Consider the following 13026-nt stretch of genomic DNA (forward strand, 5'->3'; position numbering starts at 1 on the left):
GCTTTATTCATCAGAGGCTTATGAGTTTTCGTTAGAAAGGAGGGGCAAATTTTTCGGACAGGCCATGCGACTCCATCGACAGGATGAGCCCCGGCGGTCCGATTGCGATGGGCGCAAGATTACCATGCACGCCTGGCCCACGCAGGTCCGGTTGTGCAGTGGCTTTTTCATGACGGGAGTTTTCACCGGCGCTCAATTGGTTGCGTGTCTGTATAGACTCTGGACTGCTGTTCATTGTCGAGTCAGCCATTAAAAAAGGAGCTTTTATGGCCAAGGTAAACAAACGAGGAAGGGATTCCGTCAACGGCCGTTTCATTACAATTGAAGAGGCCAGGAGCAGACCCAGGGAAACCACTGTCGTGACGATCAGGAAGCCCTGTCCGAAAACCAGGGACACGAAAACACAGGACACACCAACCGACGAGAAGTAGTTTTGCGTCAGCTGGCGGTCACCTTGGGTGGCCGTCATCCTTGTAACAGTCTCTGCCTATTAAAGGAGAACATCGTGGATGAACTGACTCAGCTTGCCGCTGCCCTCGGCAAGCGCTTGCAGGCCTTGCAGCATCAGGTGTGCACCGCCGAGTCCTGCACCGGTGGCGGTATCGCCGAGGCGATTACCCGTATTCCCGGCAGCTCCGCCTGGTTCGAGGCCGGTTATGTCACTTATTCCAATGCCCAGAAGACCCGGCAGTTGCAGGTGCCCCATGAACTGTTCGGGCGCGTCGGTGCCGTCAGTCGGGAGGTGGTCGAGGCGATGGTCGAGGGCGCGCAGCACAACAGCGGCGCCCATTTTGCCGTGGCCGTCAGTGGTGTGGCCGGGCCCGATGGCGGCTCTGCGGACAAACCGGTCGGTACGGTCTGGGTGTGCTGGGGGGCGGGCGAGCAGCTCATTGCCCGGCGTTATCAGTTCAGCGGTGATCGCGACGAAGTCCGCCGACAAACGGTAAAGGCCGCGCTAGAGGGGCTGATACAACTCTCCAATGGAGAAATCCCGATTCAGGGGTAGGCGCGCGCTCGACGCTGTGGAATAATACTGTCTACTTATACAGTTATTGCGGCCGCTCCGGCCCTTCAATGAATTTGATTACGTGAGGACTTCAATGGACGACAACAAGAAGAAAGCCTTGGCTGCGGCCTTGGGTCAGATCGAGCGTCAATTCGGCAAAGGTGCCGTAATGCGCATGGGTGACCATGACCGCCAGGCGATCCCTTCTATTTCCACTGGCTCCCTCGGGTTGGACATCGCCCTGGGGATCGGCGGCCTGCCAAAAGGCCGGATCGTGGAAATCTACGGTCCGGAATCTTCCGGTAAAACCACACTGACCCTGTCCGTCATCGCCCAGGCACAGAAAATGGGTGCTACTTGTGCATTCGTCGATGCCGAGCACGCCCTGGATCCCGAGTACGCTGGCAAGCTGGGCGTCAATGTCGACGACCTGCTGGTTTCCCAGCCGGATACCGGTGAGCAGGCCCTGGAAATCACCGACATGCTGGTGCGCTCCAACGCCATCGACGTGATCGTTGTCGACTCCGTGGCGGCCCTGGTGCCAAAGGCCGAGATCGAAGGCGAGATGGGTGACATGCACGTGGGCCTGCAGGCTCGCCTGATGTCCCAGGCGCTGCGCAAGATCACCGGTAACATCAAGAACGCCAACTGCCTGGTGATCTTCATCAACCAGATTCGCATGAAGATCGGTGTGATGTTCGGTAGCCCGGAAACCACTACCGGTGGTAACGCCCTCAAGTTCTACGCTTCCGTACGTCTGGATATCCGTCGTACCGGTGCGGTGAAGGAAGGCGACGAAGTAGTAGGCAGCGAGACCCGCGTCAAGATCGTCAAGAACAAGGTGGCACCGCCATTCCGTCAGGCCGAATTCCAGATCCTGTACGGCAAGGGTATCTACCTCAACGGCGAGATCATCGACCTGGCCGTTCTGCATGGTTTCGTCGAGAAGTCCGGTGCCTGGTACAGCTACCAGGGCAGCAAAATCGGTCAGGGCAAGGCCAACTCGGCCAAGTTCCTGGCGGATAACCCGGAAATCGGTGCTGCCCTCGAGAAGCAGATTCGCGACAAGTTGCTGACCCCTGGTGTCGATACCAAGGCCGAAGGTTCGCGTCCTGCCGCTGTCGTGGCTGACGATGTGGCTGAAGTAGAAGCTGACTCCGACTTCTGATAGCCGATATGTCCGCCGTGCTCGATACACCTGTCGCCGTACGGCGTACTGCCATGGACCTGCTCGCGCGACGCGAGCACGGTCGAGTCGAGCTGACGCGAAAATTGCGTCAGCGCGGCGCCTCTGACGAACTCATCACGCCAGTCCTCGATCGTCTGACCGAAGAAGGACTCCTGTCTGAATCCCGTTACCTCGAAAGTTTTGTTTCCTACCGTGCCCGTTCCGGCTATGGCCCTATGCGTATTCGTGAAGAATTGGGCCAGCGGGGCTTGCAGCGTGCCGATATCGAATTGGCATTGCGCGAGTGCGGTATCGATTGGCGCGAGCAGATGCAGGAAACCTGGCAGCGTAAATTCGCCGGGCAATTACCTGTGGATGCGAAGGAAAGGGCCCGGCAAGGACGCTTCCTGAGTTATCGGGGTTTTTCCATGGAGATGATCGGCCGCCTGTTAAGCGGCCGGGGCGGGGACGATTAGCTATTACTCGTTAAGAAGAGGTTCGCGGCTTTCGGGCTGCGTCTGCTGCGAACCCTCGACCCAGTTCTCTGGCAGGTTGATGTAGTCCACCAGTTCACGCAGACGTCCGTTACTGCGACCATTGAAGGCAAAGGCCAGTCGGCTCAGGTGGCTGAACTGTGCTTCGTCGTGCTCTTCGCCCTGATAGGCGTGCTGATGAAAGTCATCGCTCAGGCGCAGGTCGGCGAATGCCTCTTGGATATGAGCCAGGGCATTGTCATTGAGCGGGTGATGCATGCGGATCACGAACTGATTCTTCAGCCAGCGTGTCGAGTGAAAGTTGCTGTAAAAGCGGTGGATCTCCTCGACTGCCTCTTCGCTGCTGTAAGCCAGACGCATCAGTTTCATGTCGGCGGGCAGAATGTAGTGATTGTCTTGCAGTTGGCTCTGGAAAAAATCCAGGGCGCCTTGCCAGAAACGGCCACCCGGCACATCAAGCAGCACTACCGGCACCAACGGGCTTTTACCGGTCTGGATCAGGGTCAGAACTTCCAGCGCTTCATCCAGAGTGCCGAAGCCGCCAGGGCAGAGCACCAGGGCATCGGCTTCCTTGACGAAGAACAGCTTGCGGGTGAAGAAGAAGTGGAAGGGCAGCAGGTGTTCGCTGCCGTCGATGATAGCGTTGGCGTGCTGTTCGAAAGGCAGGGTGATATTGAAGCCCAGGCTGTATTCGCGACCCGCGCCTTCGTGGGCCGCGGCCATGATGCCACCGCCGCCACCAGTGATGACCATCAGCTCGGCGCTTGCCAGTTGTCCACCGAGCTCACGGGCCAAGGCGTACAGCGGATGTTCCTGTGGCGTACGCGCCGAGCCGAACACCGTGACCTTGCGCCGCCCTTTGAAACGCTCCAGCACGCGAAAGGCGTTGTCCAGTTCGCGCAGGGTCTGCAGGGTAATCTTGGCGTTCCAGCGATTGCGATCGTCCTGGGCCATGCGCAGGACGGTCAGCATCATGTCGCGGTATAACGGCAGGTTGGGGCTGTCGGCCGAAACCTGCCGCAACAGCTCATCGACCTTGGTGATGACATCGATACCTTCGTCCTGGAAATGGCGAGACAAGACATCACTGGGTTTGTACGGCATTCAAACTCTCCTTGAGCAGTATCGTCCCCTGATTCTGCCGTGTCCCTGGCCTAGGCTCTATACGAAAAGTGGCTGCGCTTGGCCATGCGGCGTTAAAAACAGGCTCGGAATGCTCATTTAGGCCCCTAAACTGCGCTTCCTCGCCTGTTTTTGCCTTGCCTGGCCGTCGCTCGCCGACTTTTCGTATAGACCCTACGTCAAAATGAAAGGCGCAAGCAGTCAGGGAGAGTGATGTCAGATTGTTACTTTTTCACCTGGCAATCACTGGCTTTGAAGGTCTGCACGATAACGCCGCGATTGGTCTTGTACTCTGTGAATGAGTACTTGAGGATCGCGCCCTTGTCCATCAGCTGGCGAAAACCGGTGTTGTGGCAAACGCTGGTGCCGAGCTGATAGCGCACGGCGTCCGGATTGGCACGCATCTGCTGTGCCTGGCTTTCGCGCACGCTCAGGTGGTTGACCAGTTCTTTGCCATTGACGGTGTAGCCCTGGTCGAGAATGTCTTCGTTGATCGCGCGCGGAGTGCCGACGCTGCTTTCTTTCGCGACTTTTTCCAGCATCTGGCTCAGTTCGTAGTCCTGTTTGGAGGCGGCCTGGGCGCAGAATGGGGTGGCGAGCAGCAAGGCGAGGGTCGGTGCGATGAGGCGCAGCATTAAAATCTCCTGATTCGATGGGCCTGAGTCGATGGCTGGCCGTTGGACCGGTGAGCCGGGCTTGCGTTCACCGTCGGCACGGTGGGCAATGGCGGCGAAGTATACAGGACCTGGCGTCTATACAGGCGGCACAGGGGCGGGCTCTGATAAACTGTACGGCTTTTCATCCTGCCGAGTTCTCGCTGTGTCCATGCTCTCCCGCCGCTGGTGTCGTGTGTAATGACCCATGCCGTTTCCCGCCTGCGCGATGAGCGCCTGGCCCGTAGCACCAAACCCTTCGTCGCGCGCGGCTCGCGTGCGCCTCGATGCCCGGATTGTCGGGTGATTTTCAGCTATTGCCTGTGTGCCTGGCGCCCCAGTGTCGAGGCAAATTCGGCCATGTGCCTGCTGATGTACGACACCGAGCCACTGAAACCGACCAATACCGGTTGGCTGATTGCCGATGTGATCAAGGACACCTACGCCTTTGGCTGGTCTCGCCTTGAGGTCGATCCAGCGCTGCTGGCCTTGCTCGACGATCCGCAATGGCAACCTTATATCGTCTTCCCCGGCGAATTCGTGACCAAGGAGCGGGTGGTTACCCAGGTGCGCCGCGATGATGGCAAGCGCCCGCTGTTTATCCTGCTGGACGCGACCTGGACCGAAGCCCGCAAGATGTTTCGCAAGAGCCCCTACCTTGAGCGCTTCCCGGTGCTGAGCCTGGAACCGGAGCAGATTTCCCGCTATCGCTTGCGTCGCTCACGGCGCGACGATCATTTCTGTACCGCAGAGGTGGCGGCATTGTGCCTGGAGCTGGCGGACGACGGTCAGGCCGGCAGTGTGCTCGACGCTTATCTGGACGTGTTCAGCGCCCATTACCTGGGTGCAAAGTTCCAGGATCCGATTGATCCGGACGACGCCGCTCATACGCAGCTCAAGGCTTTTCTGTAGAAGCTTCTGTGGGCGACTCCTTCGATAGTGGCTCTATAATGGTACCTAGAGCCACGACTGCATTTGTCTGTAAGACTTATCGCTAACGGGCTTCAGGTTTCGCTGCTTGACCACCCCCGCTTCGCTGGGCATGCTTGGCGCCGCTCAGGCGCTGGTCGTCGGGATCGCTGCGCTGGCGGCCACGGCGCATAGTGAACTGCCGATATTCACGGATGCCCTGATGAGTGTTCGAACGGATCGATGCTCACCTATAGAAACAGGATAAAGAAATGACCTATGAAATCCTGATAGCCGATGACCACCCTTTATTTCGCAGTGCCCTGCATCAAGCCTTGAGCATCGGGCTCGGACCTGGCGCACGCCTGGTTGAAGCAGACAGTATTGCCCAACTGGAAACCCATCTTACTGCCAAGGCTGACTGGGATCTGGTGCTGCTGGATCTGAATATGCCGGGAGCCTACGGCTTCTCCGGGCTGGTGTTGCTGCGCGGGCAATATCCGCAGATTCCCGTGGTCATGGTCTCGGCGCAGGAAGAGGCGTCCATTGTCGTGCGCTCCCGCGAATTCGGTGCCAGCGGCTTTATTCCCAAGTCCAGCTCCCTGGAAACCATTCAACAGGCCGTACGCACCGTGTTGGACGGCGATGTCTGGTGGCCGCCACAGGTCAACGAGCCGGTCAGTGTTTCGGCTGACGCCAAGGCCGCGAGTGCCGGGCTGGCCAGCCTGACGCCGCAACAGTTTCGCGTCCTGACCATGGTCTGTGAAGGGCTGTTGAACAAGCAGATTGCATACGAACTGAGCGTCTCGGAGGCTACGATCAAGGCTCATGTGACGGCGATTTTCCGCAAGCTGGGTGTTCGTACCCGGACTCAGGCAGCGCTACTGCTGCAACAATTGGAATCGATTTCTGCGGGGTAAGTCGGGCAAAACTCCTGATCTTTCACGCTTTTTTGACTCACTTTGAATTAGCTTTCCTTTCTTTTTTATAAGCAGTCGTCCATCTATGTCTCCTTTCAAAGGCCAGACCGGCCTGAAGCGTATCCTCAATGCCGCAGGTTATTCCGTTGATGGTCTGAAAGCCGCGTTCAAGGGCGAAGCTGCCTTTCGCCAGCTGGTGTTGCTCAATGTGATCCTGATCCCGTTGTCGTTTGTGTTCCACGTCAGTCGTGGCGAGCGGGCGATCCTGATTGCAGTGTGCCTGCTGGCGCTGATCGTTGAGCTGCTCAACTCGGCCGTGGAAGCGGCCATCGACCGGATTTCCCTGGACCTGCACCCGCTGTCCAAAAATGCCAAGGACATGGGCAGTGCCGCGCAATTCGTGGCCCTGAGCATGATTGGCGTGGTCTGGGCTTTGATTCTGCTGGGCTGAACCTGAAACGGCCTGGGGGACTGGTTTTGTGGGACCGGCTTTAGCCGGGAAAGCGCAATTCCCGGCTAAAGCCGGTCCCACAAAAACGCGAATCGCACTAATAGACCGTCGGCAACACAATCTCATCACTGCGCTGCACACCTTCAGTGAAGGAGCGGCACAGCTCGAGAAACTCGCGGATGGCCGAGGTCTGGTATTTCTGCTTGTGCCAGATGAAATAAAACTGCCGCACCAGGTCCAGTTCCGGTGTTTCCACGGCGACCAGGCTGCCACGGCGGAAGGCATCGCGCAGGGCCAGGCGGGAGATGCAGCCGATACCCAGTCCTGACTCGACGGCGCGCTTGATCGCTTCCGTGTGTTCCAGTTCCAGGCGCACGTTCAGCGCATTGCGATGATGGCGCATGGCCTGATCAAAGGTCAGGCGCGTACCGGAACCTTGTTCGCGCAGGATCCATGCCTCCCGGGTCAACTCGTCCATGCTGGCCTGGCCGCGTTTGGCCAAAGGGTGCTGAGGGGCGCAGAACACCACCAGTTCGTCTTCGACCCAGGTTTGCACTTCGATGTCGGGATGACTGCAATCGCCCTCAATCAGACCCAGGTCAATTTCGTAGTGCGCCACTTGTTGCACGATATGAGCAGTGTTCTGCACATGCAGTTTCACCTGGCTTTCCGGGTGGCGCTGCATGAAGCTGCCGATCAGCAGTGTGGCCAGGTAATTGCCGATGGTCAGTGTCGCGCCGACCGCCAGGGAGCCAAAACCGGACTTGCCGTTGAGCAGGTCCTCGATTTCCTTGGCCTGGTCGAGCAGGGCGACGGCCTGGGGCAGTAGCTGGCGCCCCGTGGCGTTGAGGCTCAGGCGTTTGCCGGCGCGGTCGAACAACTGGCAGCTGGATTGGCGCTCCAGTTCGGTAATGGAGGTGCTGGCCGCCGATTGCGAAAGGGCCAGCTGCACAGCAGCACGGGAAACGCTTTCCTGCTGGGCGACGGCGACGAAGACCTGGAGCTGACGTAAAGTAAATCGCATATCTATATAACCGATAACCTATATCTTGATAATCCATTTAACAGATATTGTGTCTGCCACTAGAATGTCGCGCAATAGCGCTTTCACATCAGGCGCAGGCGATATTTTCAGGAGTCTCCACTTACATGAGCAACATGAACCACGAGCGTGTCCTCAGCGTCCACCACTGGAACGACACCCTCTTCAGTTTCAAGTGCACCCGTGATCCAGGCCTGCGCTTCGAGAACGGTCAGTTCGTCATGATCGGTCTGCAGCAGCCTAACGGGCGCCCGCTCATGCGTGCCTACTCGATCGCCAGCCCGAACTGGGAAGAGCATCTGGAATTCTTCAGCATCAAGGTGCCGGACGGCCCGCTGACTTCGCAGCTGCAGCATCTCAAGGAAGGCGACGAGATCATTATCAGCAAGAAGCCTACGGGTACGCTGGTTCTCGACGATCTCAAGCCGGGCAAACATCTGTACCTGCTCAGCACCGGTACCGGCCTTGCACCATTTATGAGTGTGATCCAGGATCCGGAAACCTACGAGCGTTTCGAGAAAGTGATCCTCTGCCATGGCGTGCGTTATGTGAACGAAGTCGCCTACCGCGAGTTCATCACTGAGCATCTGCCGCAGAACGAGTTCTTCGGCGAAGCACTGCGTGAAAAGTTGATCTATTACCCGACTGTGACCCGTGAGCCTTTCGAGAATCAGGGGCGCCTGACCGATCTGATGCGCAGCGGCAAGCTGTTCACCGATATCGGCCTGCCGCCGATCAACCCCCAGGACGACCGCGCCATGCTGTGCGGCAGCCCGAGCATGCTCGACGAGACCAGCGAAGTGCTCAACAGCTTCGGCCTGACCGTGTCGCCGCGTATGCGCGAGCCGGGGGATTACCTGATCGAGCGTGCGTTCGTCGAGAAGTAAGGTTCGGCGATTGGTCAGCGACACCCGACACCCCGCGAGAGCGGGGTGTTTTGTTTTCAACAACACAGCAGTTGTCTGAATTGAAATGCGCTTTTGCAGGAACTGCCGAAGGCTGCGAAAAGTGCTGTGTCAGATAATGTCCATTCGCGGCCTTCGGCGGCTCCTGCATGGATGGTGTGCCATGGGCAGAGATCAAAGTGCCGCTGGCACAACCTCCAGCACCCGTATCAGCCCGATCTGCGGGTAATGCCAGCGCACATCCAGATCCCAGAACTGCGCGCCGTAGCGACGCTCAGGCGGCGGTATCTGGTAGGCCGGGCGCGGGTCCTGGGCCAGGCATTGTTCGATCAGTTCCACCAGCGGTTCTGCCAGACGCACTCCGTGCTCCCGGGCCTGGATCAGTGCTTCATCTGCCCACTGCACCGGGATCAGTGATGGCGGCGCACTGGCCATCAGGTTGCTGGCGTTATCGATGCAATCGGCGTAGGGCACGTAAGGCTTGATATCCAGCACCGGCGTGCCGTCGAGCAGGTCGATACCGGACAGCCACAGACGCCCTGGCTCGACCTTTTCGAGCCGAACCACGGACTGGCCGATGCCGTTGGGCCTGTGGGTGGCCCGGGTAGCAAAGACGCCCATGGACTGGTTGCCGCCCAGACGCGGCGGGCGCACTTTGAGCCGCGGCTTGTCTTCCAGGGCCTGATGAAACAGGAACAGCAGCCAGACATGGCTGACCTGCTCCAGGCCCTGTACGGCCTCGCCCTGATCGAAGGGCGCGACGAGTTCCAGCACGCCCCGCGCTGCCGGTGCCAGCTGGGGCTGGCGAGGGATGGCGAACTTCTCCTTGAAGCAGGAGCGCACGAACCCCACCGGCGTGACGTTGTAGCTCATGACGGGCTCAGGCGCGTACGCGCAGGGTCAGGCCCTTGAGGAAGTTGCGCAGCAACTGGTCGCCGCACGGGCGGTAGTTGTTGTGACCGACCTTGCGGAACAGTGCGCTCAGCTCCGGCTTGGACACCGGGAATTGCGCAGCACTGAGGATGGCATGCATGTCGTCTTCTTTCAGTTCGAAAGCGACCCGCAGCTTTTTCAGGACGATGTTGTTAGTGATAGGCAACTCGATGGGCTGTGCCGGACGGCTCTCGTCCTTGCCGCGCTTGAAGAACACCAGGCCGTCGAGGAAGTGCGCCATGATCTCATCGCTGCAATCCTGATAGCCTTCCTCTTCGTCCTTTTTCATAAAGGCGATCACGTCGGCCTTGCTGATTTCCAGGCCGCCGAGCGCGGTGATCTCGGCTATTTTGCCATCGCTGATATCCAGCATGTAGCGCACGCTGCGCAATACGTCGTTGTTCATCATGGTGCTTGAATCCTGATCAGTACGGGTGACGCGGCGGCAGCTAATGCCGCGTCCGCGAAAATTAAGAGAGGGAGCGCGGCCTAGAACTTTTCCTTGGCCGTCATATAGCGCCACTGGCCTTCCGGCAGCTTGCCCATGGACACCCCGCCAATGCGGATACGGCGCATCCACACGACTTTCAGGCCGACAGCGGTGCACAGCTGCACGATGACCCCCGGCTGCGGGTTTTTCATGGCAAAGCGCAGGCGATTTTCGTTCTGCCAGCTGGCTTTGACGGCAGGCAGTTCCTTGCCCTTGTAGGTCAGGCCGTGGTTCAGGCGGTTGAGGCCGTGATCGACCATGTCCCCGGAAACTTCGACCACGTATTCCTGTTCGATCTTGCTGCGGTCGTCGGTGAGCTTGCGCAGGATTTTCCAGTCCTGGCTGAACACCGTCAGGCCGCTGGCGTTGTCCTGCAGTGACGAAGACGATTCCAGGCGCAGGAAATGTCCGCGCAGTGGGCGTTTGCCGAAACTGTGTTCTTCCGACAGGGTACCCGGCGTGATCAAGCCCAAGGCGTCGTCCAGAGACAACTGCGCCGGTTTGTGCAGGATCAGGGTGACCGGCTCGGGCGCATCGGCCCGGGCTTGCGCGTTCAGCTCGACGATTTGCGTGTCGACCTTGAATTGCGGCTCATCGATGACCTGGCCATCCACGGTGACCCAGCCGCCTTCGATATACAGCTCGGCCTCGCGGCGCGAGCAGCCAACCAGTTCGATAAGGCGTTTGGATAGGCGAATGGGGTCTGTCATGAAAAAAAGCCGTTGCTTGGATAAGAGGGCGCACATTGTACCTGTGCGGGCCGGGTTAATCGCTGACTCATTGAAATCAACGATAACAATCGGGGTTTGCGGGCATGCTCGTTGCAACGGTGTGTGTTTTGCTCATTCGTCATCGTCCTCCAGACGCATGCGCAGGATCGGAAAGGGCTGGCCCAGGCCGTCCTGTTCGGTGCGCCCGATCACCTTGAAGCCCTGCTTGAGATAAAACCCCACGGCCTGGGTGTTCTGTTCGTTGACGTCCAGTTCCCGGGCGTCAAAGTTTTCCAGTGCATAGTCCAGCAGTAACTTGCCCAGGCCCTGGCCGCGATATTCGGGGCCGAGAAAGAGCATTTCCAGCTTCCCCAGACTGGCTCCGGCGAAACCGCTGATTTTCTGATTCGGGCTGCGGACGCAGAACAGGCTGACGGCATCCAGATACTGGGTCAGCAGCAGGTGCTTGAGAATCTCGATATAGGAATCGGGAAGAAAATCATGGGTAGCGCGGACCGACTCCTCCCAGACTTCGATGATCTGCGGGTAGTCGCCGTGCTTGGGCATGAAAATGCATTGCGGCTGCAACATGTCGACGGATTCCCTGTTGGGTGATTTCTCTTATCTGGGCAAGTCTGGACTGCTCCCGTCAGGGTGCAAATTTTTGTCAAAAAAAAGCCCCGCCAAGGGCAGGGCATTTTCAGTGCTGACGATTTAGATCGTTTCAGCCCACAGGTCGTACTCGTCGGCGTCGGTGACGCGGCACATGACCTTGTCGCCCGGCTTGAGGTCCCTGTCGCTGTCGATGAACACGTTGCCGTCGATTTCCGGAGCATCGAAGAAGCAGCGGCCGACTGCGCCCTGTTCGTCGACTTCATCGATCAGCACTTCGATTTCCTTGCCGATCTTCATTTGCAGACGGGCTGCGCTGATGGCCTGTTGATGGGCCATGAAGCGATCCCAGCGGTCCTGCTTGACGTCATCGGGCACGATGGCCGCGTCCAGCAGGTTGGCCGGTGCGCCTTCGACCGGCGAGTACTGGAAGCAGCCGACGCGATCCAGTTGTGCTTCGGTCAGCCAGTCCAGCAGGTACTGGAAGTCTTCCTCGGTTTCGCCGGGGAAGCCGACAATGAAGGTCGAGCGGATGATCAGGTCAGGGCACTGCTCGCGCCAGTTCTTGATGCGCGCCAGGGTCTTGTCTTCGAAGGCCGGGCGTTTCATCAGTTTGAGGATCTTCGGGCTGGCGTGCTGGAACGGAATGTCCAGGTACGGCAGGATTTTTCCTTCGGCCATCAGCGGGATCAGCTCATCGACGTGCGGATACGGGTACACGTAGTGCAGGCGCACCCATACGCCTAGGGAACTGAGGGCCTGGCACAGCTCGGTCATGCGCGTCTTGACCGGAGCGCCGTTCCAGAAGCCGGTGCGGTATTTGACGTCGACGCCGTAGGCACTGGTGTCCTGGGAGATCACCAGCAACTCCTTGACGCCAGCCTTGACCAGTCGCTGAGCCTCGTCGAGGACGTCACCCACCGGACGGCTGACCAGCTTGCCGCGCATCGACGGGATGATGCAGAAACTGCAACTGTGATTGCAGCCTTCGGAAATCTTCAGGTAAGCGTAGTGACGCGGAGTCAGCTTGATGCCTTGCGGCGGCACCAGGTCGATCAGCGGGTTGTGATCCAGGCGCGGCGGTGCGGCATCGTGTACGGCGTTGACCACTTGCTCGTACTGCTGCGGGCCGGTTACGGCCAGTACGCTTGGGTGTACGTTGCGGATCACGCTCTCGTCGACGCCCATGCAGCCGGTAACGATCACCTTGCCGTTTTCGGCAATGGCTTCGCCAATCACTTCAAGGGACTCGGCCTTGGCACTGTCGATGAAACCGCAGGTGTTGACGACTACGACGTCGGCGTCCTGATAGGTCGGTACGACTTCGTAGCCTTCCATGCGCAGCTGGGTCAGGATGCGTTCGGAGTCAACGAGAGCCTTCGGGCATCCGAGTGAAACGAACCCGACCTTGGGGGCGGAGGGCGTGGTGACGGTGGACATGGCGAACCTCGGCGATAGTTAGTGCCTGGGCAGGTAGCCGGGGGCACTGGCTGGGCGCTTGGCGCGCCTCTGATCAAAAAGTGCGCAATTCTAGCGACGAGACTGTCGATTGACCAGCGTTATGCAGAGAATTACGACGAGTGCTGCGCTATGCTTCGCGGCGTTACGTCG

General features: G+C 58.9%; 16 protein-coding genes. 7 read left to right on the top strand and 9 right to left on the bottom strand.

Annotated features, from left to right (window positions below):
* Nucleotides 1-31: 31 nt before the first annotated feature.
* Nucleotides 32-469 carry a hypothetical protein gene (locus tag ACCD02_RS11740; protein WP_413301532.1) on the bottom strand — a complete coding sequence of 146 codons (438 nt, stop codon included), beginning with the start codon at nucleotides 467-469 and terminating at the stop codon, nucleotides 32-34.
* On the opposite strand from ACCD02_RS11740, the gene ACCD02_RS11745 reads away from it, so the two are divergent.
* The 3 genes from ACCD02_RS11745 (at nucleotide 455) to recX (ending at nucleotide 2650) form a co-directional block, all read left to right on the top strand.
* Nucleotides 455-1006 (top strand): CinA family protein, encoded by a 552-nt coding sequence (locus ACCD02_RS11745; RefSeq protein WP_413301534.1) that lies wholly within the window; start codon nucleotides 455-457, stop codon nucleotides 1004-1006. The genes ACCD02_RS11740 and ACCD02_RS11745 overlap by 15 nt on opposite strands.
* A 94-nt stretch (nucleotides 1007-1100) precedes the next feature.
* Nucleotides 1101-2174, top strand: coding sequence for a recombinase RecA (recA, locus tag ACCD02_RS11750; protein WP_413301536.1), 1074 nt, complete (start codon nucleotides 1101-1103; stop codon nucleotides 2172-2174).
* A gap of 8 nt (nucleotides 2175-2182) precedes the next feature.
* The gene (gene recX, locus ACCD02_RS11755; RefSeq protein WP_413301538.1) at nucleotides 2183-2650 is read left to right on the top strand and encodes a recombination regulator RecX; all 468 of its coding nucleotides are present in this window, start codon (nucleotides 2183-2185) and stop codon (nucleotides 2648-2650) included.
* A 3-nt stretch (nucleotides 2651-2653) separates the two neighbouring features.
* Here recX and ACCD02_RS11760 read toward each other — a convergent pair whose 3' ends face one another.
* Nucleotides 2654-3772, bottom strand: coding sequence for an LOG family protein (locus tag ACCD02_RS11760; protein ID WP_413301540.1), 1119 nt, complete (start codon nucleotides 3770-3772; stop codon nucleotides 2654-2656).
* A gap of 242 nt (nucleotides 3773-4014) precedes the next feature.
* Nucleotides 4015-4425, bottom strand: coding sequence for a quorum-sensing-regulated virulence factor family protein (locus tag ACCD02_RS11765; RefSeq protein ID WP_413301542.1), 411 nt, complete (start codon nucleotides 4423-4425; stop codon nucleotides 4015-4017).
* Between the two features lie 219 nt (nucleotides 4426-4644).
* Here ACCD02_RS11765 and ACCD02_RS11770 point away from each other — a divergent pair, with 219 nt between their 5' ends.
* The 3 genes from ACCD02_RS11770 to ACCD02_RS11780 all read left to right on the top strand — a co-directional run bounded on the left by ACCD02_RS11770 (nucleotide 4645) and on the right by ACCD02_RS11780 (nucleotide 6723).
* On the top strand, nucleotides 4645-5355 hold the full coding sequence (locus ACCD02_RS11770; protein ID WP_413301544.1) for a tRNA-uridine aminocarboxypropyltransferase: 711 nt from the start codon (nucleotides 4645-4647) through the stop codon (nucleotides 5353-5355).
* A gap of 269 nt (nucleotides 5356-5624) precedes the next feature.
* The gene (gene erdR / locus ACCD02_RS11775) at nucleotides 5625-6272 is read left to right on the top strand and encodes a response regulator transcription factor ErdR (RefSeq protein ID WP_259109851.1); all 648 of its coding nucleotides are present in this window, start codon (nucleotides 5625-5627) and stop codon (nucleotides 6270-6272) included.
* An 85-nt stretch (nucleotides 6273-6357) separates the two neighbouring features.
* The gene (locus ACCD02_RS11780) at nucleotides 6358-6723 is read left to right on the top strand and encodes a diacylglycerol kinase (protein WP_413301546.1); all 366 of its coding nucleotides are present in this window, start codon (nucleotides 6358-6360) and stop codon (nucleotides 6721-6723) included.
* A 97-nt stretch (nucleotides 6724-6820) separates the two neighbouring features.
* Here ACCD02_RS11780 and ACCD02_RS11785 read toward each other — a convergent pair whose 3' ends face one another.
* Complete coding sequence (locus ACCD02_RS11785) at nucleotides 6821-7747, bottom strand: LysR family transcriptional regulator (RefSeq protein WP_413301548.1); 927 nt, start codon at nucleotides 7745-7747, stop codon at nucleotides 6821-6823.
* A 125-nt stretch (nucleotides 7748-7872) separates the two neighbouring features.
* Between ACCD02_RS11785 and fpr the strand changes: the two genes are divergently transcribed.
* Nucleotides 7873-8652 carry a ferredoxin-NADP reductase gene (gene fpr, locus ACCD02_RS11790; protein ID WP_413301550.1) on the top strand — a complete coding sequence of 260 codons (780 nt, stop codon included), beginning with the start codon at nucleotides 7873-7875 and terminating at the stop codon, nucleotides 8650-8652.
* A gap of 192 nt (nucleotides 8653-8844) precedes the next feature.
* Here the strand turns inward: fpr and tsaA are convergent, their stop codons facing one another.
* The 5 genes from tsaA to rimO all read right to left on the bottom strand — a co-directional run bounded on the left by tsaA (nucleotide 8845) and on the right by rimO (nucleotide 12855).
* Nucleotides 8845-9543 carry a tRNA (N6-threonylcarbamoyladenosine(37)-N6)-methyltransferase TrmO gene (gene tsaA / locus ACCD02_RS11795; protein WP_413301552.1) on the bottom strand — a complete coding sequence of 233 codons (699 nt, stop codon included), beginning with the start codon at nucleotides 9541-9543 and terminating at the stop codon, nucleotides 8845-8847.
* A gap of 7 nt (nucleotides 9544-9550) precedes the next feature.
* Nucleotides 9551-10012 carry a DUF1456 family protein gene (locus ACCD02_RS11800; RefSeq protein ID WP_413301554.1) on the bottom strand — a complete coding sequence of 154 codons (462 nt, stop codon included), beginning with the start codon at nucleotides 10010-10012 and terminating at the stop codon, nucleotides 9551-9553.
* Between the two features lie 80 nt (nucleotides 10013-10092).
* Nucleotides 10093-10803, bottom strand: a complete 711-nt coding sequence (locus ACCD02_RS11805) for an rRNA pseudouridine synthase (RefSeq protein ID WP_413301556.1) — start codon at nucleotides 10801-10803, stop codon at nucleotides 10093-10095.
* Nucleotides 10804-10935: 132 nt separating this feature from the next.
* Entirely contained in the window at nucleotides 10936-11394 is a 459-nt protein-coding gene (locus ACCD02_RS11810) for a GNAT family N-acetyltransferase (RefSeq protein ID WP_413301558.1), read from the bottom strand.
* Between the two features lie 123 nt (nucleotides 11395-11517).
* A complete protein-coding gene (gene rimO, locus ACCD02_RS11815) occupies nucleotides 11518-12855 on the bottom strand; it encodes a 30S ribosomal protein S12 methylthiotransferase RimO (protein WP_413301560.1) in 1338 nt (445 codons plus the stop codon).
* Nucleotides 12856-13026 lie beyond the last annotated feature (171 nt).

This window comes from Pseudomonas sp. Pseusp88 (genome assembly GCF_047303955.1).
Lineage (GTDB): Bacteria > Pseudomonadota > Gammaproteobacteria > Pseudomonadales > Pseudomonadaceae > Aquipseudomonas.